Origin of the sequence: Pseudomonas sp. W2-17, assembly GCF_041060445.1 — a bacterium.
Taxonomy (GTDB): Bacteria; Pseudomonadota; Gammaproteobacteria; order Pseudomonadales; family Pseudomonadaceae; genus Aquipseudomonas.
The window spans coordinates 57,515-77,188 of sequence record NZ_JAUFNS010000023.1; the positions used below are offsets into that span (position 1 = coordinate 57,515).

General features: G+C 60.7%; 20 protein-coding genes and 1 pseudogene. 17 read left to right on the top strand and 4 right to left on the bottom strand.

What is annotated here, in order from left to right; translation table 11 throughout:
* Positions 1 to 85 precede the first annotated feature (85 nt).
* The gene (locus tag QWI20_RS22925; RefSeq protein WP_369307352.1) at positions 86 to 1,711 is read right to left on the bottom strand and encodes a methyl-accepting chemotaxis protein; all 1,626 of its coding nucleotides are present in this window, start codon (positions 1,709 to 1,711) and stop codon (positions 86 to 88) included.
* A gap of 260 nt (positions 1,712 to 1,971) precedes the next feature.
* On the opposite strand from QWI20_RS22925, the gene QWI20_RS22930 reads away from it, so the two are divergent.
* Positions 1,972 to 2,856: an EamA family transporter gene (locus tag QWI20_RS22930; RefSeq protein WP_346631372.1), complete on the top strand. Its 885-nt coding sequence runs from the start codon at positions 1,972 to 1,974 to the stop codon at positions 2,854 to 2,856.
* 78 nt (positions 2,857 to 2,934) lie between these two features.
* Here the strand turns inward: QWI20_RS22930 and QWI20_RS22935 are convergent, their stop codons facing one another.
* On the bottom strand, positions 2,935 to 3,384 hold the full coding sequence (locus QWI20_RS22935) for a DUF805 domain-containing protein (protein ID WP_369307353.1): 450 nt from the start codon (positions 3,382 to 3,384) through the stop codon (positions 2,935 to 2,937).
* A 16-nt stretch (positions 3,385 to 3,400) separates the two neighbouring features.
* Entirely contained in the window at positions 3,401 to 3,760 is a 360-nt protein-coding gene (locus tag QWI20_RS22940) for a DUF4190 domain-containing protein (protein ID WP_369307354.1), read from the bottom strand.
* Positions 3,761 to 4,088: 328 nt separating this feature from the next.
* On the opposite strand from QWI20_RS22940, the gene QWI20_RS22945 reads away from it, so the two are divergent.
* Positions 4,089 to 6,311: a TonB-dependent siderophore receptor gene (locus tag QWI20_RS22945; RefSeq protein WP_369307355.1), complete on the top strand. Its 2,223-nt coding sequence runs from the start codon at positions 4,089 to 4,091 to the stop codon at positions 6,309 to 6,311.
* Positions 6,312 to 6,356: 45 nt separating this feature from the next.
* Here the strand turns inward: QWI20_RS22945 and QWI20_RS22950 are convergent, their stop codons facing one another.
* Positions 6,357 to 7,085 carry an SOS response-associated peptidase family protein gene (locus QWI20_RS22950; RefSeq protein ID WP_369307356.1) on the bottom strand — a complete coding sequence of 243 codons (729 nt, stop codon included), beginning with the start codon at positions 7,083 to 7,085 and terminating at the stop codon, positions 6,357 to 6,359.
* Positions 7,086 to 7,183: 98 nt separating this feature from the next.
* On the opposite strand from QWI20_RS22950, the gene QWI20_RS22955 reads away from it, so the two are divergent.
* From QWI20_RS22955 to QWI20_RS23025, 15 genes and pseudogenes are all read left to right on the top strand, one after another.
* Positions 7,184 to 7,624 carry a LexA family transcriptional regulator gene (locus QWI20_RS22955; RefSeq protein ID WP_065989204.1) on the top strand — a complete coding sequence of 147 codons (441 nt, stop codon included), beginning with the start codon at positions 7,184 to 7,186 and terminating at the stop codon, positions 7,622 to 7,624.
* 108 nt (positions 7,625 to 7,732) lie between these two features.
* Positions 7,733 to 8,746: pseudogene (locus QWI20_RS22960) on the top strand (transglycosylase SLT domain-containing protein); the annotation flags it as partial.
* 1,134 nt (positions 8,747 to 9,880) lie between these two features.
* Positions 9,881 to 10,822 (top strand): sigma 54-interacting transcriptional regulator, encoded by a 942-nt coding sequence (locus QWI20_RS22965; RefSeq protein ID WP_369307357.1) that lies wholly within the window; start codon positions 9,881 to 9,883, stop codon positions 10,820 to 10,822.
* Between the two features lie 322 nt (positions 10,823 to 11,144).
* Positions 11,145 to 12,053, top strand: a complete 909-nt coding sequence (locus QWI20_RS22970) for a sigma 54-interacting transcriptional regulator (protein WP_346631366.1) — start codon at positions 11,145 to 11,147, stop codon at positions 12,051 to 12,053.
* 170 nt (positions 12,054 to 12,223) lie between these two features.
* Entirely contained in the window at positions 12,224 to 12,553 is a 330-nt protein-coding gene (locus QWI20_RS22975; protein WP_369307358.1) for a hypothetical protein, read from the top strand.
* 53 nt (positions 12,554 to 12,606) lie between these two features.
* The gene (locus tag QWI20_RS22980) at positions 12,607 to 13,662 is read left to right on the top strand and encodes a type III secretion protein HrpZ (protein WP_369307359.1); all 1,056 of its coding nucleotides are present in this window, start codon (positions 12,607 to 12,609) and stop codon (positions 13,660 to 13,662) included.
* A gap of 41 nt (positions 13,663 to 13,703) precedes the next feature.
* Complete coding sequence (gene sctI / locus QWI20_RS22985) at positions 13,704 to 14,078, top strand: type III secretion system inner rod subunit SctI (RefSeq protein ID WP_192134532.1); 375 nt, start codon at positions 13,704 to 13,706, stop codon at positions 14,076 to 14,078.
* A gap of 9 nt (positions 14,079 to 14,087) precedes the next feature.
* The gene (gene sctJ / locus QWI20_RS22990; protein WP_346631364.1) at positions 14,088 to 14,891 is read left to right on the top strand and encodes a type III secretion system inner membrane ring lipoprotein SctJ; all 804 of its coding nucleotides are present in this window, start codon (positions 14,088 to 14,090) and stop codon (positions 14,889 to 14,891) included.
* Complete coding sequence (locus tag QWI20_RS22995; protein ID WP_369307360.1) at positions 14,891 to 15,433, top strand: type III secretion protein; 543 nt, start codon at positions 14,891 to 14,893, stop codon at positions 15,431 to 15,433. Before sctJ ends, QWI20_RS22995 begins: the two co-directional genes overlap by 1 nt.
* 37 nt (positions 15,434 to 15,470) lie before the next feature.
* On the top strand, positions 15,471 to 16,052 hold the full coding sequence (gene sctL / locus QWI20_RS23000; protein WP_369307361.1) for a type III secretion system stator protein SctL: 582 nt from the start codon (positions 15,471 to 15,473) through the stop codon (positions 16,050 to 16,052).
* 90 nt (positions 16,053 to 16,142) lie between these two features.
* Positions 16,143 to 16,367, top strand: a complete 225-nt coding sequence (locus tag QWI20_RS23005; RefSeq protein WP_065989219.1) for a type III secretion protein — start codon at positions 16,143 to 16,145, stop codon at positions 16,365 to 16,367.
* On the top strand, positions 16,354 to 16,782 hold the full coding sequence (locus QWI20_RS23010; RefSeq protein WP_369307362.1) for a type III secretion protein: 429 nt from the start codon (positions 16,354 to 16,356) through the stop codon (positions 16,780 to 16,782). Before QWI20_RS23005 ends, QWI20_RS23010 begins: the two co-directional genes overlap by 14 nt.
* Before the next feature lies 1 nt (position 16,783).
* Positions 16,784 to 18,889: a type III secretion system outer membrane ring subunit SctC gene (gene sctC / locus QWI20_RS23015; RefSeq protein WP_369307363.1), complete on the top strand. Its 2,106-nt coding sequence runs from the start codon at positions 16,784 to 16,786 to the stop codon at positions 18,887 to 18,889.
* The gene (gene hrpT / locus QWI20_RS23020; RefSeq protein ID WP_074891941.1) at positions 18,886 to 19,089 is read left to right on the top strand and encodes an HrpT family type III secretion system protein; all 204 of its coding nucleotides are present in this window, start codon (positions 18,886 to 18,888) and stop codon (positions 19,087 to 19,089) included. Before sctC ends, hrpT begins: the two co-directional genes overlap by 4 nt.
* Before the next feature lie 2 nt (positions 19,090 to 19,091).
* Entirely contained in the window at positions 19,092 to 19,451 is a 360-nt protein-coding gene (locus QWI20_RS23025; RefSeq protein ID WP_192174800.1) for a type III secretion protein HrpV, read from the top strand.
* Positions 19,452 to 19,674: the final 223 nt, after the last annotated feature.

A 19,674-nucleotide genomic window follows, 5' to 3' on the forward strand; every position in this document is an offset into this window, starting at 1 on the left:
GCACAGGCTCGTCGGTGAGCGGCCGGCCCTCCACCGTGTTTGGTTGGCGATGGGCCTGAAGTCCGGTCGTCAGGGCAGCGATAGGCTAAAGTCGGAACTTGCCGACCATGTCGTTGAGCCGGACCGCCAGCTTCGACAGCTCGTTGCTTGCTTCCAGTGTCTGTCTCGCGCCCTCGGTGCTCTGCATTGCCAGATCCCGAATGCTCACCAGGTTTCTGTCTACATCGCGGGCAACATGGGCTTGCTCCTCCGACGCCGTCGCAATCTGCATATTCCGTTCATTGATTTCCAGGACCGCATCGGTGATCAGGCGCAGGGACGAGCCGGCGTCTTTCGCAGAGGTCAGCGTGCTGTAAACCTCCTGCCTGCTTTTGTCCATGGACTCCACCGCAGCGGCGGACCCTGACTGGACCTTGGTGATCATCTGCTCGATTTCCTGAGTGGACAGTTGGGTCCGGTGCGCCAGTGCCCGAACCTCGTCTGCCACCACAGCGAATCCTCGTCCCTGTTCCCCGGCGCGCGCCGCCTCAATCGCTGCGTTCAACGCGAGCAGGTTTGTCTGCTCGGCAATGGCCCTGATGACGCTCAGCACTTTTGTAATATCGTCCGCCTGACTGGCCAGGGCCTTGACCTGAACCACTGAGTTGTCCACGAGGTCCGCGAGGCTCGTCATGGCGGTCACCGTGTTGACGACCCTGCGGTTGCCCTCTTCGGCGGATGTGCTGGATGACTTTGCGGCCTCGGACGTTGAGTTCGCATTTCTCGCCACTTCCTCCACTGCCGCACTCATTTCGGTGACCGCAGTGGCCGCCTGTTCGATCTCGCTGTTCTGTCTTTGAAGTGTCCGATCTGCGCTTTCGGTGATCGATGTCATTTCGACGGAGGCGGTGCTCAGTTGGTCGGCCGCTCCCGATATCTCAGTTATCGTGGTCTTTAAATTGCCGGCCATGAGATTAAGCGCAATCATCAAACTGGATATCTCGTCCCGGCCCGTCACGGCGAGGACGCCGGAGAGGTCGCCCGTGGCGATTCTCTCCGCGAAGGTCAATGAGCTATAGACCGGCTTTACGATGCTTCGGGTCAGGGCATACGCCAGGCCTATGGTCAGAACCGAAGCAGCCAGCACGACGGAGATCAGAACCATGATGCTGTGGCTGTAGACTTCTGCAGCGCGATGCCCTGCGCTGACGGCGTTCTGTGAATTGATGTCGCGCAGCTTTGTGAGCTCTGCCTGATACTGCGTCGCGGTCTGCGCTTGCTCGGTGTTGGCGAAATCCAGTGCGGCTTGATGGTCGGATTTATTCAGGGCGATGATGTTTTTGACGCCTGATATGTATTTTTCCATCAGGCCGTTTGCTATTTGAAACTGCCTTGTATCTTCTTCGTCAGTGACCAGGTGTGCTCGGTAGTAACTCGTCTTTTCTTCGAGCGTGGCGATGTATTGAAAAATATTGTCGGTGACCTTGCGTTCTGCATCCGGGCCCGACACCGCCAATAATCGTATGCTTTCCAGCCGGGTATGCAGCAGTGCAATCTGGATGTCGTCAATCACCTGAATGCTGGGAACCACGTCAGTTTCCAGGCTTTGCTCAGTGGCACGCATTTCATCAATTTGAACGTAGGCGAACAGGCCAAGGCCCAGCAGGATCAGCGTAATGAGACCAAAGCAAAGCAGCGCTCTGGTCGAAATCTTGAAGTTTTGTAGTCGCATGTGGGTTCTCCGGAGCTCCAAAGGAATGCTGAGGTCCGTTCCAGCTATCAGCGTGTCTGCCGGATTGTCGATTACTTTAGGTGCGTTCAGCGGAAAGGCAGGCCTATAGCTATCATGGTCGCGTGTTTGCGCAGTGCTAAATAATCAATTAACTAATTCTTCATTTAACGCTGCCAATGGGTTTGCAAACGCGACGAGCGTGAGGCGATTATTGCTTCCGGGGATCGCCCCAAAATACCTGCCAACTATTAAGGAACACCATGCCGTTTAAAGACCTTTGCCTGGCATTGCTGGTAATCATTGCGTGGGGTTTGAATTTCATCGTGATCAAATACGGCCTGGATGGCCTGCCGCCGATGTTGCTGGGCGCGCTGCGGTTCACGCTGGTCGCGATTCCCGCGGTGTTTTTCATTCGCCGTCCGCAGTTGCCCTGGTTCTGGCTGCTCGCGTATGGAGCGACCATTTCCTTCGGTCAGTTCGCCTTTCTGTTCGAGAGCATGGCCCGTGGCATGCCACCGGGGCTGGCCTCCTTGCTGCTGCAGGCGCAAGCATTCTTCACGCTGCTGTTTGCGGCGATATTCATCGGTGAGAAATTACGCGTGTACAGCGTGGCGGGCTTACTCATCGCTGCTGGCGGACTGACCCTTATCGGCATGGGCACGGGGGCTGCGACCCCGCTTTTGGCGGTGTTGCTGGTGTTGTGCGCGGCCTCGATGTGGGCGCTGGGCAACATCATCACGCGCCGGTTTGGGAACGTCGATCTCGTCGCCCTGGTGGTCTGGGGTGCGATCGTTCCGCCGCTGCCGTTTCTCGCCATGTCGCTGTGGCTGGAGGGGCCAGCGCTCATTGAGCATTCGTTGCTTAATCTGGGATGGAGCTCAGTGCTGTCGCTGGCTTACCTGGCCTTCGTCGCCACGCTGTTCGGCTACATCAGCTGGAGCAAGCTGCTGTCGCGCTATCCAGCGGGCAAGGTCGCGCCATTTTCTCTGCTGGTGCCGGTGGTCGGCCTCAGCTCCTCAGCGTTGGTGCTGGGCGAGCGACTCAGCGTGCTGCAATGCGCGGGGGGTGTGCTTGTGATGTTGGGCCTGACGGTAAATCTGCTCGGGCCCAAGCTGTTCAGCCGTGGGCGACAAGCGACCGCTTGATGCGTGGGGAGCAGGTTTTCGCGATTCAAACCCGATTCAGGCAAGTGCGCCGTCCAGGACGGCGCACTTGCGCTTAGCTTACAGGGGAGCCGGCCCGAAGCGGTTATCGCCTTTCTGACCTTCTGTGGCCAGGAAAACGATGTTGGCGAACGGCACAATCAGCCACCAGCCGCTGCGATCAGTGTCGTGCAGTCGGCGTACGCCGACGGCGAGGCCGGGCACCAATAACGCGAGGCTGTACACATTCGAGATGATTGAGTTAGTGCCGATGATGGCTTCGACAACGGCAATCGCGATAGAGATCAGGACGTTGATCAGGAAAAACATCCAGTATTCCTTGCGACGCGCCCTCCCGCTGAACACCGCGTATTTCTTCAGCACGTCCACATACCAGTGAAAAAAACCTGGCTGGGCGACAACGGCAGCGCTATTGCCGCCGCCTGCGTACGCCAGCTGCGGCGCGCCGCACTGCGGACACGTGACAGCACCCTCACTGATTTCCTTTGCACAACCACGACAAAATGCCATTTGAATCTTCCTTTGATTAATTAACACACAGTCCAACGAAAATAAGCAGCGAGACACCGGATAACACAGTCCCGGCGATGGCCATGCCATAGCCCGGTCTTTTGGTGTTGATAGTGATGATCCCCAGAATCAGGGCGATGACAGAGAACAGGCCCAGGCCCTGAATCGTCGCTGAGTCCCATTCACTTTGGTCGAAGAGCGCAAGCGTGCACACGATACTGAGCACGAGCGAAATGATTGCCATCCAGGGGGAGTCAGCGTTTGCAGGGGGGAGTGGGAGTGTTGCTGAGGTGATTTGACCCGCGCCACATTGTGGGCAAGTGACTGCCGTTTCATGCAGCTCCTTTGCACAGCCACGACAAAATACCATCGCCATCTCATTTCCCTATAGTAGAAAGGCTTGTAGGGGCGTGTCGGCAGCATGGCTGAAATCTTTAGAAAAGATTTTGTAGGCATCCCTCCCGGCCTGTCTCAAACCCGGTACGACCGTCATTGCAAAGCATCTGGCTGCATTTAGTCCTTTTAAAATACCATGCCTGGCAAGACGAATCAGAAACCTTAACATCTGATAACGCTTTGCATTACCAATTTATAAAATAGTTGTTACGATCGGCGCCCTCATAGCTTTTCGCCATGCGGAACGTCGCTCGTCAGGGTGCCGTGCCGCAGATCAGCACGCCTTCGTCCTCTCCAGGAAGCACCCGATGCTACGTCCCGCCCTGCCAGCCCTGTCGGCACTCGTCGCCCTTGGTTTCTCCAGCCATTCCTTCGCAGCGCCGGTGCAGCAGGATTCGCCCGATCAGCCATCGGTCACATCGCCCGCTCCACCGGGCAGTGCCAGCGGCAACTCGGCGCCGGGTGCAGTGGCTTTGGAAGGCCTGAGCATCAACGCCGATTACGGCATCGCGGGGCAAGCGACCACGGAGAATTCAGGCTCTTACACAACGGGTTCCATGAACACGGCAACCAAGCTGCCGCTTTCCATTCGCGAGACGCCGCAGTCGGTGAGTGTGATTACCCGCCAGCGCATGGACGATCAGGGCATGAACGACCTGAACGACGTGGTGAAGTACGCGCCCGGCGTGACGCTGCACCGAACGGCATCGGACCGTCAGGAGTTTCTGGCGCGCGGCTTCAAGATCGATAACATCATGTACGACGGGCTGCCGAGCAGCATCAGTGCCTACACCCAGGACGTGATCTCCGGCGCGGACCTGGCCATGTATGACCGTGTCGAAGTGGTCCGCGGGGCGACGGGCCTGATGACCGGCGCGGGCAGCCCGGCGGCGACGCTGAACCTGGTGCGCAAGCGCCCGACCGCCGTGCCGCAGGTCAGCGTGACCACCAGCGCCGGCAGCTGGGACCGGTATCGCACCGAAGTCGATGCGTCGAACAAGCTCAACGATTCCGGCACTGTTCGCGGCCGTGTCGTGGCGGCGTATGAAGACGACAAAAGCTTTTCCGACATCCGCAAAAATCAGCGCCAGACCTTTTACGGCATCCTCGAAGCTGACCTGAATGATTCGACGACCTGGACCGTCGGCGCGTCCAAACAGCGTGATGACAACACCTCGGACTGGGGCGGTCTGCCCAGCGGTCCGAACGGCGAAGACCTGCACCTCAAGCGCTCGACGTTCCTCAGCAACGACTGGTCGTACTGGAACAAAGACAACATCATGTTCTTCACCGACGTCACGCACCGCTTCGACAACGGCTGGTCGGCCAAGCTGGCGGGGCAGAAGATCTGGGCCGAAGCGGACACCTTCTCCAGCTACGTCGGCAACTACGACGGTCTGGGCTTTCAGCAGTACCACGGCAAGTACCGCGACGACGATGACCAGACCAACCTCGACGCGTCCCTCAGCGGGCCGTTTCAGATGTTCGGTCGCGAGCATGAACTGGTCGTGGGCGTGAGCCACCGGCAGGAGAAGTTCCACCAGTGGGGCGGCTGGACCGACGGCACGCCGATCGATCTCTACAACCCGACCCATTCAGTGACCAAACCTGACGTCGATACCAGCCTGTACGAAACCCGCAACGCCGCCACCGAAGAAGGCGTTTACGCCGTGGCACGCCTGAACCCCATCGACCCGCTGCACGTCATCCTCGGCAGCCGCGTCAGCTGGTATGACTTCGACAACCGCGTCGGCAGTGGCGATTACAAGGTGGTGCGCGAAGTCACGCCGTACGCCGGCGTCATTTATGACCTGAACGACACGTACTCGGCCTACGCCAGCTACACCGAAATCTTCAAGCCGCAGACCGAAATGGATTCATCGCGCTCGGTGTTGAAGCCGATGACTGGCAAGAATTACGAGATCGGCCTGAAGGGCGAATACTTCGACGGCGCGCTGAATGCGTCGGTGGCGCTGTTTGAAATGGAGCAGGAAAACCGCGCGTATCTGCTGCAGGACCAGAATTCCACCAATTGCCCCAGCTTCCCGGCTTCCAGCTGCTACGGCGCAGCGGGCAAGGTGCGCAGCCGCGGGATCGACACCGAGCTAAGCGGCGCGCTGACGCCGGACTGGCAGTTCTCGGCGTCCTACACCTATGTGCTGAGCCAGTTTGTCGAAGACGGCACCAAAAGCAACGAAGGCAAATTGTTCGCTCCCGAGCAGCCGAAGCACCTGTTCAAAGCCGCGACCAGCTACACCTTGCCGGGCGAGCTGCACAAATGGCGGGTGGGCGCGGACGTGCTGGCCCAGAGCAAGACCTTCAACCGCGTCGGCGACGGCCAGGCGGATCAGGACGCTTACGGCATCGTCGGCCTGATGGCGGGCTACAAGCTGAACGAGCACTGGGACGGCCGGGTCAACGTCAACAACCTGTTCGACACCCGCTACTGGCAGGGCATCCCGACAAACTCGGGCACCGGCGTTTACGGCGATCCGCGCAACCTGATGTTCTCGGTGAAGTGGACGCTCTGATCACTCGCCGCACCCGGCACATCGTTTGATCGCAACGCACTGCGATCAGACGTCCTCGTCCTGATCCTCCGTCAGCAAATCGAGCCCGGCCACGGGCTCGATCAACTGCGCCCCCTCGTTGCGCACATTCCCGACCTCCTTGCCCACGGCATGCCAGTGAAAATCGCTGACCGGCCGGCAGCCTTCCTGCGCGATTTGCGCGAGCCGTGACGGCGGCGTCTGCGGGTCGACCCATTCCCGGGCGAGCTCTGGCGTCAGCACCAGCGGGCGGCGGTCGTGGATGTCAAGCATGCCGGCATCGCTGGCGGCGGTGATGATGACGAAGCCGTCGCGTTCGTCCGGCTCAAGGCCGGGCCTGACTTGGCCCAATGCGGCGAAGTACATCGGTCCCTGGTCTTTCAGATGGATGAAGTACGGCTGCTTGCGCTTCGAATCCTTCGGGTCTTTGACCCATTCAAACCAGCCGTTCGCCGGGGCCAGGGCGCGACCGTTCGGCCACAGGTCCTTGAAAAACTTTCCGGTCATTACGGTTTCGACCCGGGCATTGATCGGGTCGGGCCGTTTGTCTTTGGCCCAGTAGGGCGACCAGCCCCAACGCACCTTGTCGACGCTCAGGCCGTCAGCCACCGGGCGGATGATCTCGACGCGGGTGGTCGGCGCCACGTTGTAGCGTTCAATGGGCCAGAGATCGTAGCCGTTGATCACCAACTGCTCTGGCGCAAGCGTCTTGAGGTAATGGTCCATCGGCTCGTAGATCGAGTAGCGTCCGCACATGTGTCACCCGTCGAATTTTCCTGCTTACCAGATTGACCGCACGCGGCTGAGAACGTTAACTGTATATACGTACAGTTAACAAACACAAGGTCAGTCTCATGAGTGTCACCATCCTTGGCCGGTTATCGGCGGCGGGCGAGCGGTTTCCCCTTTACGCCTTTCAAGTGCCCGCAGGTTTTCCTTCGCCGGCGGCCGATCACATCGAGCGGCACATCTCGCTGGACGAGCTGTTCGACATCCGCGCGCCCCATGTCTATCTCGTCAAAATAGAGGGCGACAGCATGCAAGGCGCGGGCATCTATTGCGGCGATCTGGTGATCGTCGACCGCAGCCTGTACGCCGAGCATGGCGACATCGTCATCGCCGCGCTGAATACCGAGCCGGTCTGCAAGCGCCTGCACATGCGTGGCAACGAAGTCATCCTCAAATCCGAAAACACCAAATACCCGCCGCGCTATGTCATGGAAGGCGACGAGTTGCTGATCTGGGGCGTGGTGAAATACAGCGTTCGCGATCACGACAAGGTGATGCATTCGTGATGCATCGGCTTCCTTTATAGGGAGCCGGGGAGGGTGTGGATGCCCGGGCGTATTGGAACCATTCAAGCGCCCGTGCCACACAGCATAAACCTCTCAGGATGACCTCCAATGCCGCCTGCCTTCCGCCTGTATTTGGGCGCTTTGCGTGTCGTTCGACCGATGCGCCTCGCTTCACTGACTGTTGCGATGTTGTGTGCCGGTTGCCAGTCTTACGGCCCGCCCGAGTCGAGCACCGAACGCACGCCGCGCCTGGTGGCGGGACTCCATCGCAGCGAAGAGCCGGTGGCTTACTCGCGGCCGACGCAACCCTACGACGGCAGTGATATCTGGCAACGGATGGGACAGGATTTCCGCCTGGCCGACGACAACGGCGTCAACGAACGCATCGTGCGGCAGCGGGACTGGCTGCTGGGCAACGCAGGCTTCATCCGCAATGCCAGTCAGCGGGCCAGCCCGTATTTGCATTTCATCGTTGAAACCCTCGACCAGCGGGCGATGCCGGCCGAGCTGGCCCTGTTGCCGATCATCGAAAGCGCCTACAACCCCAAAGCTAATTCGATCCGTGACGCGGCCGGTCTGTGGCAGTTCATGGCGGCCACCGGGCGCGATTTCGACCTGCGCCAGACCGCCTGGTATGACGGCCGCCGGGACGTGGTCGCGTCCAGCAAAGCGGCGATGGATTACCTGACGCGCCTGCACACCCAGTTCGGCGGCGACTGGCTGCTGGCGATGGCGGCTTATAACGCGGGGGAGGGCACGGTGAGCCGGGCCATCGACGCGAATCAGCGCCGAGGCCTGCCTACCGATTACTGGCACCTGAGCTTGCCAAAGGAAACCCAGGATTACGTGCCGCGACTGCTGGCGTTGTCGCTGCTGGTGCGCGAACCCGAGACCTATGGCGTGAAGCTCAGCCCGGTGGCCAATGCGCCGTATTTCACGGTACTGGAGCTGGCGCGGCCGGTGGACCTGGAGCGCCTCGCCGCCAGTGCCGGCATCGATCGCTCGGTGCTGTTGAACCTCAATCCGGCGTTTTTGCGCAAAAAAACGGCCGACGGTCCTTCTCGTCTGCTCGTGCCACGCGACCAGTTCGAGCAGCTTTCTGCAACCCTGGGCAAAATGACCGACGACGTCATGCCCGATAACGAGGCACTGGCAGTGACCACTGCCACGGCATCAGCGGGCATCGTTCGACCCTGACACCACGCTTCAGCCCCACGATTGTCCGCTTCGAGCCCATTTTTGGCAGCAATGGGGCTGCCGTGTGTCGGCGTGGATACAAATAGCCGCGCCTGATTTTCCCGCCCCATCGACCTGGGCCAACCGGGTCAGACTTATTCACGCAATCAATTAACGAAAATTTCACCGAACTTTTCCGACGTTGTGTAAAAGCACTGATACATCGTGGCCAGTGGTCGCTCAGGACACAATTAGAAACATCCGCTGCGGTGGGTTGATGAGCGCTTTGGTTCGGTAAGCTGCGCCTCAGAAGTCAGCGTTTGAGACAGCGAGTAGTTGGATCCTATTAGCGAATCAGCATTGATGCGCAAACCTTTGCTTCGCCGTTAATAGTCCAGATCAGGACAGACAAAATGTCGGACCCGCTAAATTCAAGGGGTCTGGACCTATACGCGGGAGTACAGTAAAGCGTGTTCGGAAAACCGAGTTGGAGCAGTCGGATTTCCGAACGTAGTTAAACTAATGGTCCTGGAAACTAGCCAGCGACAGGCAAGTTGTTAAGCAACTTATAAAGTCCGCAGTGCGTTATATAAGTTCTCGGGCCGACAGTCCATAAGTGCAATAAGGCACTTAGTTCTGATTAATGTCAGGCACGGGTGTGTCGTTAATAGTCGGCGGCGAGGCGGGTTTGATGAATGTTGGCGAGGCGTACGCGGCAGTAATAAGAGCGTTCGGCTGTCACCTACCAAGCAGAGGGAGGGTCGATCGGTCAGGGCGAGATGGAATGCACCATGGCAGAGCATAACCCGATGATTGTTAAGCTATTGTGATGCACGCCCCAGGCGGGCTGGGGCTTTCGCGGCCCGCGTAAGTCATCGTTCAGTCGGGGGCAAGGGCTAATTTTAAATAGCCGTTTGAATGTTTTGCGGATAATTAGTTAACTCCGTCAATAAAGTCAAAGTGCTATCACGCTGGCGATGTGAAGTATGTCTCACGACGTTGGGGAACTAAATTTAATTATTGCTGCCTTTGGAATGCGTGGTATTAATAAATCGCTTGCTCCCACTACGAGAGGTATCGATGAAAGAAGAAATCGATGTAAGCGACTGTTCGTGTCAGCCTGAAAATGTGGCGCTGGATATCCAGCAGATAGCATTGAATACCGCCAACCTGAGTATGGATTTGCTGCTCTGCGGGGAGACAGGAACAGGCAAGGACACGCTGGCCAAACGTATTCATGACTTGTCCGGTCGGACAGGTTCTTTTATCGGCATGAACTGCGCGGCTATTCCGGAATCCTTGGCGGAAAGTCAGTTGTTCGGGGTTGTGAACGGCGCGTACACCGGCGTCAGTCGGTCCCGGGAGGGGTACATCGAAGCGGCCTGCGGCGGCACGCTGTACCTGGACGAGATCGACAGCATGCCGCTGAGCCTGCAGGCCAAGCTGCTGCGGATTCTGGAAACCCGGGGCATCGAGCGATTGGGTTCGACCGACTTCATTCCGGTGGACCTTCGGGTCATCGCTTCGGCGCAGCGCCCTCTGGATGAACTCGTGGAACAAGGGCTTTTTCGTCGCGACCTGTTTTTTCGGCTCAATGTGCTGACCATTCAAATGCCAGCCTTGCGCAAGCGTCGCGAACAGATCCTGCCGTTGTTCGACCAGTTCACCCAGCAAGTCGCCGCCGATTTCGGCTGCCCGGTCCCCGAACTGGACAACCGCCTGGTGCAGGTGCTGCTCAGCCACTCATGGTCCGGCAACATTCGCGAACTGAAGTCTGCCGCCAAACGGTTTGTCCTGGGGTTCCCCCTTCTGGGCGGCGATGCACCGGCGGACCGTGATCTGGAAACCGGTCTGAAGACCCAGCTGCGCGTCATCGAAAGGATGCTCATCGAAGACGCGCTCAAGCGCCACAAGCACAGCCTGGAAGCCGTGGTGCAGGAGCTCGAAATTCCCCGGCGCACGTTGTATCACCGGATGAAAGAGCTGGGCATGAACGATGCGGAAGAAGCAGCGATTTCGTAGGACCGGCTTCAGCCGGGAAGAGGCCGGTGTGAGCGGCATCAGATGTGTGGTGTAGCGCCTGACGCCTTCCCGGCTAGAGCCGGTCCCACGAAGTTCGCGGTCAGTAGGACCAGCTTCAGCCGGGAAGAGGCCAGTGTGTTCAGTATCAATCGTGTGGTGTAGCGCCTGACGCCTTCCCGGCTAGAGCCGGTCCCACGCAAGCGAGGCCTGCCCAGAGTCCCACACAGACCTGCCGCACCAAGCGCGCTGTTTCGCAATGGACGCCTCGCAGCCAATCTCGCGCAGCCAATGTCGCGTAACCCTGAACTACCAGAGGTCGTGGATGAGTGTGTACGAGTTATTCGATGAGCAACTGGAGGACGACCATCAGGTGCCGAACCTGCGCGTGGTGGCCCGAAGTCTCGGTCAGTTGGGGATCGACCTGCTGCTGTCAGGGGAAACCGGTACCGGCAAGGACACCGTCGCCAGCCGGATCCACACGCTGTCCGGGCGCAAGGGCCGGCTGGTCGCGATGAACTGCGCCGCCATTCCAGAATCCCTGGCCGAGAGCGAATTGTTTGGTGTGGTCAGTGGCGCCTACACCGGTGCGGACAAGGCGCGGGTCGGCTACATCGAAGCGGCCCAGGGCGGCACCTTGTACCTGGACGAGATCGACAGCATGCCCTTGAGCCTGCAAGCCAAACTCCTGCGGGTGCTGGAAACGCGGTCGGTCGAGCGGCTTGGTTCGACGACACCCATCGCCCTGGACGTCTGCGTCATCGCCTCGGCTCAGCGCTCCCTCGACGAAATGGTCGAGCAGGGACGTTTTCGCCGGGATCTGTATTTTCGCCTGAACGTCCTGACCGTTACCCTGGCGCCCCTGCGCGAACAGCGCGCCCGTATCCTGCCGCTGTTCGCCCGTTTCGCGGAGGCGGCGGCCCAGGAATCAGGTATCCCGGTGCCCGAGACCACCGGCGTGCTGCGTCATGTACTGCTCAACCATGACTGGCCGGGCAACATCCGCGAACTGAAATCAGCGGCCAAGCGTCACGTCATGGGCTTTCCGCTGCTGGGCGGCGAGTCCGGCGAGGAGGGCGAGTCATCGGGCCTCAAATCGCAGTTGCGGGTGATCGAAAAAGCACTGATTCAGGCGGCGCTCAAGCGCCACAACAACAGCGTCGAAGCGGTGAGTCAGGAGCTCGACATCCCCCGTCGCACGCTCTACCACCGCATGAAAGAACTGGACGTCTGACCTCCGTTCACCTCGCTGCTTCTGGCGACACCTGCTCGTCCACACGTCCATATCCGCAGCTTCCGTGAACATCCCGAATTTTATTGAGCCCTTCGCGGAACCGATCCCGAGGTTGGTGCCACCCATTGGCACCAAGCACTTTCGCTGGTGATGACTCAGGAGTGTTCGACATGAATCCAATCTCAATGGTCGGTGGCTTCGCCAACAGCGCGATCAACGCGGGCGGGCAAGTGGCTCAGCAGGCAGCCAGCGCTGTGACCAACGTCAAACAGGAAAGCAACATCACCGACGCCGCCGGCCCGTCCAAAGCGGAAGCCGCACAAAGCGCCGCCACCGAAAAAGCCGATGCAAGCCAGGCACGCCTGATTGCCATGCAAACCGACGCCGACATCCGCAAGCAGACCAACGACGTCCTCAGCGCTATCCGTTCCGGCAAGGAAGACAGCGCCAACAAGGCGATCAGTGCCGAGGCGCAGAACGCCAAAGGCATCAGCTACTGATCGGTCCGAGCGCCCCCTGAAAAAGGGGGCATCCACCTGAGGATGGAGGTTTCATGCTAAGTCTCAATGCCAATACCAATCCGCTGCAAAACCTGCACATCGGCACCGTGGCGTCCCAGCCGTCGTCAGGCGGCGACAAGACCTCGCAGTCGCTCAAGGACGTGATCGATCAGCTCGCTCAGGCGCTGACCAAAGGCGGACACCTGGACAAGGAATCGCCACTGGGCCAGATGGTCGGCAAGCAGATGGAGAAGAACAACCCGTTGGCGTCGTTGATCGGCGGTAATCCGGACATGATCAAGGCTGCCCTGGGTGACCTGATCAAAGACAAGCTGGGCGAAAACTTTGGTGCTGCCGCCGATGCAGGCCAGGCAGGTGCCGGCGCGCCGGACCTGATGTCGCAGACCCTCAACGGTCTGGCCAAGGCATCACTGGATGACCTGCTGACCAAGCAGGGCGAGGGTACGACCTTCTCCAAGGGCGACATGCCGCTGCTGGAAAAAATCGCCGAATTCATGGACCAGCGCACGGCCCAGGATCCGCAGAAATTTCCGGCGCCGGATTCGGGCTCCTGGAAGAACGAACTCACGGCTGAGGGCGATAATTTCCTCGACGGCAAAGAGACGGCTGCCTTTCGTTCTGCACTCGACTCTTTGGGTGGTCAACTCGATCAGCAACAGAATGGCCTCAGTGATGCCGGCGGCGGATCGCCATTGGGTAACCCAGTCAGCAGCCTGTCTCCCACCGATCCATCGGGCGGCGCTGCGCAGACCCCGAACAGCGTGAATCAAGACCTCGGCCAACTGTTGGGTGATCTGCTGCAGAAGGGCGTCAACGCCAGCGTCGGCGGCGGCCTCGGCACGCCGATGAACGATGCGTCTCAGTCCGGCGGTGCCACCAATAGCGTGACCCAGGACCTGGGGCAACTGCTCAGCGGCCTGATCAAGAAAGGCCTCGAAGCCGAACAGAACGGTGCCGGCGTCAACGGCGCAGGCGGGCAAACCAATCCGTTCGCCCAGCAGGATCAGCAAAACATGCTGGCCCAGGCCGCCACTGCGCTTGTCTCGGCCCTGGTGGGTGGCGGCAACAACAGCAACAGCCTTTCCTGAAGCAAACCGTACGCATCGACACCGTCTGCCGGAGAACCCCCATGACCCTTTCCAATGTCAACCAACTCAAATCGCCGTCCACCGATCTTGAGCCGCGCCTGGATCAGGGACTGGTCAGCGGGCCTTCGCAGGCGGACGTCGATCTGTTCAACGCCGCCATGCGCCCCGAGCTGTCGATGCAGCAGAGCCATTTGTCCGAACAGATTGCCAGCGCGCTGTCGGACCGTCTTGGCGCCACCGACAAGCTGTCGCAGCAAGCCGCGCGCAAGATGAAACGGGCGTCCACCACCGACGACCCGCTGGAAATTTCCCAGATGAGCCGGTCGCTGTCGCAGTATTCGCTGCAGATGGCGTTGACCACCAAAGTCGTCAGCAAGAGCGCCCAGGCCCTCGATAAACTGACCAACCTGCAGTAGAGGCATACCGTGAAATACCTGACTGCGGGACTGATCTGCCTGATGCTGCTGCTCAGCGGGTGCAGCGACGACACGGACCTGTTCACCGGGCTGTCCGAGCAGGATTCCAACGACGTGATCGCCAGCCTCGCCGACCAGCACATCGACGCTCGCAAGCGCAGCGAGAAGACCGGCGTGGTCATCAGCGTGCCGACGGCCGAGATCAATCGCGCGGTGCGGATCCTGGACGCCGCCGGCCTGCCACGGCGATCGCGCACCAGTCTGGGCGAAATTTTCAAGAAGGAAGGGGTGATTTCCACGCCACTGGAAGAGCGCGCGCGGTACATCTACGCCTTGTCCCAGGAGCTGGAAGCGACCCTGTCGCAGATCGATGGCGTCATCGTCGCCCGCGTCCATGTCGTGCTGCCTGAGCGCATCGCGCCGGGCGAGCCGGTGCAGCCTGCGTCGGCAGCAGTGTTCATCAAACACACCTCGGCCCTCGACCCCGACAGCGTGCGCGGTCGCATCCAGCAGATGGTCGCCAGCAGCATCCCCGGCATGTCCGGCGAGCCGCTGGATTCGAAGAAATTCGCCATCGTGTTCGTGCCGGCGGCGGAATTCCAGGACACCGAACGGCTGGTGAACTTCGGGCCCTTTCTGATCGACAGCGCCAACCTCGACTTCTGGAATCGCATGCTGTGGCTCGCGCCGTTTGCCGCGCTGCTGCTGATTGCCTTGATTGTGTTGATCCTGCGCGGCGACTGGCGCAATGCGCTGTTGCAACGCATCGGCCTGCGCCGCAGTGCCCGGACGAGCATGCCGGTGCGGGCGTAATGCTCAGCGTCGAGGAGCACTGGATTCGCTGGTGGTGTGCGCCGTGGGAATGGGCGCATGCCGACTGGATCGACGTGTTCGCCGACCATTGCGGCATCACCCGCGAAGACAGTACGGCACTGCTCGGCACTCGCCACGACGTGTTTCTGCACTGCGTTGGTGTGGTCCCGAGCCAACCGCCGCCGCCCGTTGATTCGCTGATGCAGTGGCTGCGACTGGATGAAGCGCAGCAGCACAGGGCGCTGTCCCTGGCGGGCCGAATCTGCTTTGGCCAGAGCGGGCAGGCAAGCGCTGAGGACGCCGGGCAGGTGCATGAGCCCTGGTGCCGCGCGGTGGCCAAGGCGTTGCGGCCCGGTTTATGGCTCGACGCCTCGGTGACGGATGCGCGGGTGTTGCTGGCGGCGTGGGCGGGTGAGCCTTGCTGGTCGCGGCTGCGCCTGTCCTGGGCGCCGGATGCCCTGCCGCCGGCCTGCGCCGAGCTGCCCGAAAACAAGCTGCACACCCTGTGGCACTCGGTGTTATGGCGGGTGACGACGCCTTGATGAGTGCGGTTACCTCATTGTCCTTCAGGAGCTGAACATGCTCGCCAAGCGCCGTCTTGTGTTGTCTTCCTCCGCCGTGCTGGTCACCGACATTCTGCGTCGCGAAGACCTGGCCGGTACCGTGCTCGCCGCTGAAGTGCTGGACAACGCCCGCGCTGAAGCCGAGCAGATTCTCGCTGATGCACACGCCCAGGCGCAGCAGGAAAAGGATCAGGCACTGGCGCAGTTCTGGGACAGCGCCAACGATTTTCTTCAGCAACTGGAGCAGCAGCGATCGGCCTTGGCGCAGGAATCCATGGAGGCTGTAGAGGCCTTGCTTAATGAGGCCCTCGCCGAGTTGCTCGACCAGACCACACTCGCTGAACGCAGCCGAGCGCTGATGCGGAATCTTGCCGCCGGCCAGACCGTTGAAACCAGGGCCGTGCTCAGCGCCCATCCCGACATGCTCGACAGCCTCGCCGAGTGGTTGTCGGCCAGTCGCTTTGCCGATCACTGGCAGCTAAAAGGTGACCCGGCGCTGGCGCCTCAGACTCTGCGCCTGAGCGATGCCAATGGCGCGTTCGACATCGACTGGGACAGCCTGCGCCGTGGGCTCGCGGGGCCAACGGCACATTCGTGATTTTTTCTTGACCCGGTTGTGACGGTTCATGGAACCGGAGCGGCCGCAGGTTCCACTCAGGGGTTGAATCCCTCAGTTGGAGCCACCGGCATGATCAGTTTCAAATCCCTGCAAAACCACCTCGATCACTCCTATTCCCGCGCCCAGGACGACATGCAGGACGCCGCCGAAACCGCCTCTGAAAGCGGCACCATGGAAGATTTCCAGGCGTTCAGCGATGCCTCGCAGCAGACCAACGTCGCCAACATGATTCTCAACGAAGGGCTGCGCGCCAAACACGGCATCACTAAAGCGATCATCGATGGAATTCAGTGAATTCAGCGCGATCCTCGCCCAGTGGTGCGAGCGCCGTCCGCCCGCGCCGCTGGACTGCTGGATCGACGATGCCAACGCACGACTGGCGGTGTCGGGCAACGGCATTCGCCTGAGCCTCGATGTGCTCGATCCCTACGACGGCAGCGACCCGCAACGCCTCGACGCGGTACTCGCCCAAGGCGGTGCCGGCGTGGCCTGTGCCTGTGAGGGCGGGCTGGCCATCGACCCCGACACCCGCTGCGTGGTGTTGGTCAGCTGGATCCCCGACCCCTGCAACCCCACGCAACTGCTTGAACGTCTGGAGCGCCTGGCCAATCAGCGCGCCGCGATGCTCAGCCTCATGCAAACCTCGATTCGCAGCGCGACCGCCTCGTCGTCGCGCTCGACCCTCAGAACCTGGCAACCGGGAGTGTGAAATGCGCAAGGCCTTAATGTGGTTGCCTTTGCTGATGATCGGCATCGGCGCGCCGGCGCTGGCAGCGGTGCCTGACGCCTGGAAACACACCGCCTACGCCTACGATGCGCGGCAGACCGAACTGGCGACTGCGCTGGCAGACTTCGCCAAGGAGTTCGGCATCGGCCTGGACATGCCGGCGATACCGGGCACGCTGGACGGGCGCATTCGTGCGCAGAACCCCCAGGAGTTCCTCGACCGGCTGGGTCAGGAGCATCACTTCCAATGGTTCGTCTACAACGAAACCCTGTACATCAGCCCGACCAGCGAGCAGACCTCGGCGCGCATCGAAGTGTCGCCGGAAGCGGTCGATGACCTGCAACAGGCGTTGTCTGATGTCGGCCTGCTGGACAAGCGCTTCGGCTGGGGCGCATTGCCCGACGAAGGCGTGGTGCTGGTGCGCGGTCCGGCCAAGTACGTCGACTTCGTGCGCAATTACAGCAAGAAGGTCGAGGCGCCGGAAAAAGCCGAGAAGCAGGACATCGTGGTCCTGCCGCTGAAGTACGCCAACGCCGCCGACCGCACCATTCGTTATCGTGATCAGCAACTCACTGTGGCCGGCGTCGCCAGCATTCTTCAGGAATTGCTGGAAAGCCGCTCCCGAGGCGAGTCCATCAACGGCGTCAACCTGCTGCAAGGGCAGGGCGGCGCGGGGGGATCTGCAGGTGGTGGCGCCACGTCCTCAGGCCTGAACTACGGCGGCATGCAAAGCCAGGGGTTTGACACCGGGGCCATCGAGCAGGGGCTGGATCGGGTGCTGGGCTCCAAGGGCAAACGCGGCGGGTCGTCCAGTGAGGCGGCGGGCCGCTCGAAGATCCGCGTCAGCGCCGACGTGCGCAATAACTCGGTGCTGATCTACGACCTGCCCAAGCGCCGGGCGATGTACGAGAAGCTGGTCAAGGAGCTGGATACGCCGCGTAACCTGATCGAGATCGACGCGGTGATTCTCGACATCGACCGCAACGAGCTGGCGCAGCTGTCCAGCCGCTGGAATTTCAAGGGCGGCAGCGTGAGCGGTGGCGCCAATCTGTTCGAGCAGGGCACCAGTACCACGCTGTTCATCCAGGACGCCGGCAAGTTCTCGGCGGACCTGCATGCCCTCGAAGGCAATGGCGCGGCGTCCGTGATCGGCAATCCGTCGATCCTGACCCTGGAGAATCAGCCGGCGGTGATCGACTTCAGCCGCACCGAATACCTCACCGCCACTTCCGAGCGCGTCGCGGACATTGTGCCCATTACGGCGGGCACCAGCTTGCAGGTGATTCCGCGCTCCCTGGACCAGAACGGCAAATCCCAGGTGCAACTGATCGTCGACATCGAAGACGGCCAGATCGACACCTCGCAAATCAACGAAGACCAGCCGGCGGTGCGCAAGGGCAACGTCAGCACCCAGGCGGTGATCGCTGAGCACGGCTCGCTGGTCATCGGCGGATTCCACGGGTTGGAAACCACCGACAAGGTCAACAAAATCCCGCTGCTGGGCGATATTCCGGTGATCGGCAAATTGCTGTTCCAGTCCCGCAGCCGCGAGCTGAACCAGCGTGAGCGCCTGTTCATCCTGACGCCGAGGCTGATTGGCGATCAGATTAACCCGGCGCGCTACGTGCAGAACGGCAACCCCCATGACGTCGATGACCAGATGAAGCGCATCAAGGAACGCCGCGACGGTGGCGAACAACCCACCCGCAGCGACGTGCAGAACGCCTTCACCCAGTTGCTCGACGGCGTGACCCCGGTGGGCTTCAACAGCGGCGAGACCTTGCCGTTCGAAGCCGACAGCCTGTGTGATCCGGGCATCGGCCTGACCATGGATCGCCAGCGTTCGCAGTGGTTTACCCGCAAGGACTGGGGCATCGCGGTGGTCGTGGCGCGCAACACCACCAGCAAACCGGTGCGCATCGACGAAAGCCGCTGTGGCGGTCGCTGGGTGATGGGTGTCAGCGCCTGGCCCCATGCGTGGCTGCAGCCGGGAGCCGAGAGTGAAATCTACATTGCCCTGCGCCAGCCGCAGGTGTCGAGCAAGGCCAAACAGAACCGGCCTTCGCTGCTCAAGGGGGGTACACGATGAACCTGCGCGGTTTGCTTTTGCTGTTTCTGGTCACCGCCACGTTGGCGGGATGCGCCACCCATGGCTGCTCGGGTTATTCGTGCAAGCGGCCGGATTCCAATGACCGGGAGCTGGTGATCTGGTGGCCGCCGGACATGCGTCAGGGGATTGATGAGCGTGACCATGAGCAGGATTTTACTGTGGTGCCATTGAAGGACTGAGCATGATTCGGGTATCGGAAAAATCAGCGTTTTACGCCCACGTTGCCGCTGAGCGTGCGGCGATCTGGCCAGTGGCAACGGGCGTGGCGTTTGTCAGTCGACGTGAGCACCGGGATTGGGGCATCGCGCTGCATATCGAGGGCCGGGCCTTGCGCCCGGAGCAGTTGCGCGATGCACTGGAGCGGCGGTTTTCGCAGGCGGAGTTGTTCAACGATTTCTTTCTGTTTTTGGATGTGCAGCGGGATTTTGTGGTGTGGCATGCGGTGCCCGATGCGCAGGGGGCGGCGGTGAGTCTGGACAGTATTCGTCGGCAGGAGCTGGAGCTGGCGGGGTTGGGGCATCTCAGCGATGCTTTGCAGTAGCGCGCTCGTGGGGCTCGCGTTCAAGATCTGGATCAAGAGCGTCTGCCTAACGGCAGACATTTCGCCTTCGGCGAGTTACTTTTAAAAAGCACTAAAAGTAACCAAAAGTGCCTGCTCTCGGTTTGGCCCGACTTCGTCGGGTTCCCTCACTCCGACGACGCTCCGTGGGCCCGCGCCGAACGGACATCCATGTCCTGACGGCGCTCTCGCGGCATCCATGCCG

Bases quoted from the DNA above. Each gene is read 5' to 3' on its own strand.
- QWI20_RS22975 (WP_369307358.1), top strand. From the start codon at position 12,224: ATGAATCCAATCTCAATGGTCGGTGGCTTCGCCAACAGCGCGATCAAC.
- QWI20_RS22925 (WP_369307352.1), bottom strand. From the start codon at position 1,711: ATGCGACTACAAAACTTCAAGATTTCGACCAGAGCGCTGCTTTGCTTT.
- sctI (WP_192134532.1), top strand. From the start codon at position 13,704: ATGACCCTTTCCAATGTCAACCAACTCAAATCGCCGTCCACCGATCTT.
- sctC (WP_369307363.1), top strand. From the start codon at position 16,784: ATGCGCAAGGCCTTAATGTGGTTGCCTTTGCTGATGATCGGCATCGGC.
- QWI20_RS22955 (WP_065989204.1), top strand. From the start codon at position 7,184: ATGAGTGTCACCATCCTTGGCCGGTTATCGGCGGCGGGCGAGCGGTTT.
- QWI20_RS22980 (WP_369307359.1), top strand. From the start codon at position 12,607: ATGCTAAGTCTCAATGCCAATACCAATCCGCTGCAAAACCTGCACATC.
- QWI20_RS22940 (WP_369307354.1), bottom strand. From the start codon at position 3,760: ATGGCGATGGTATTTTGTCGTGGCTGTGCAAAGGAGCTGCATGAAACG.
- QWI20_RS23010 (WP_369307362.1), top strand. From the start codon at position 16,354: ATGGAATTCAGTGAATTCAGCGCGATCCTCGCCCAGTGGTGCGAGCGC.
- QWI20_RS22965 (WP_369307357.1), top strand. From the start codon at position 9,881: ATGAAAGAAGAAATCGATGTAAGCGACTGTTCGTGTCAGCCTGAAAAT.
- QWI20_RS22930 (WP_346631372.1), top strand. From the start codon at position 1,972: ATGCCGTTTAAAGACCTTTGCCTGGCATTGCTGGTAATCATTGCGTGG.
- QWI20_RS22970 (WP_346631366.1), top strand. From the start codon at position 11,145: ATGAGTGTGTACGAGTTATTCGATGAGCAACTGGAGGACGACCATCAG.
- hrpT (WP_074891941.1), top strand. From the start codon at position 18,886: ATGAACCTGCGCGGTTTGCTTTTGCTGTTTCTGGTCACCGCCACGTTG.
- QWI20_RS22945 (WP_369307355.1), top strand. From the start codon at position 4,089: ATGCTACGTCCCGCCCTGCCAGCCCTGTCGGCACTCGTCGCCCTTGGT.
- QWI20_RS23005 (WP_065989219.1), top strand. From the start codon at position 16,143: ATGATCAGTTTCAAATCCCTGCAAAACCACCTCGATCACTCCTATTCC.
- QWI20_RS22950 (WP_369307356.1), bottom strand. From the start codon at position 7,085: ATGTGCGGACGCTACTCGATCTACGAGCCGATGGACCATTACCTCAAG.
- QWI20_RS22935 (WP_369307353.1), bottom strand. From the start codon at position 3,384: ATGGCATTTTGTCGTGGTTGTGCAAAGGAAATCAGTGAGGGTGCTGTC.
- QWI20_RS22995 (WP_369307360.1), top strand. From the start codon at position 14,891: ATGCTCAGCGTCGAGGAGCACTGGATTCGCTGGTGGTGTGCGCCGTGG.
- QWI20_RS23025 (WP_192174800.1), top strand. From the start codon at position 19,092: ATGATTCGGGTATCGGAAAAATCAGCGTTTTACGCCCACGTTGCCGCT.
- sctL (WP_369307361.1), top strand. From the start codon at position 15,471: ATGCTCGCCAAGCGCCGTCTTGTGTTGTCTTCCTCCGCCGTGCTGGTC.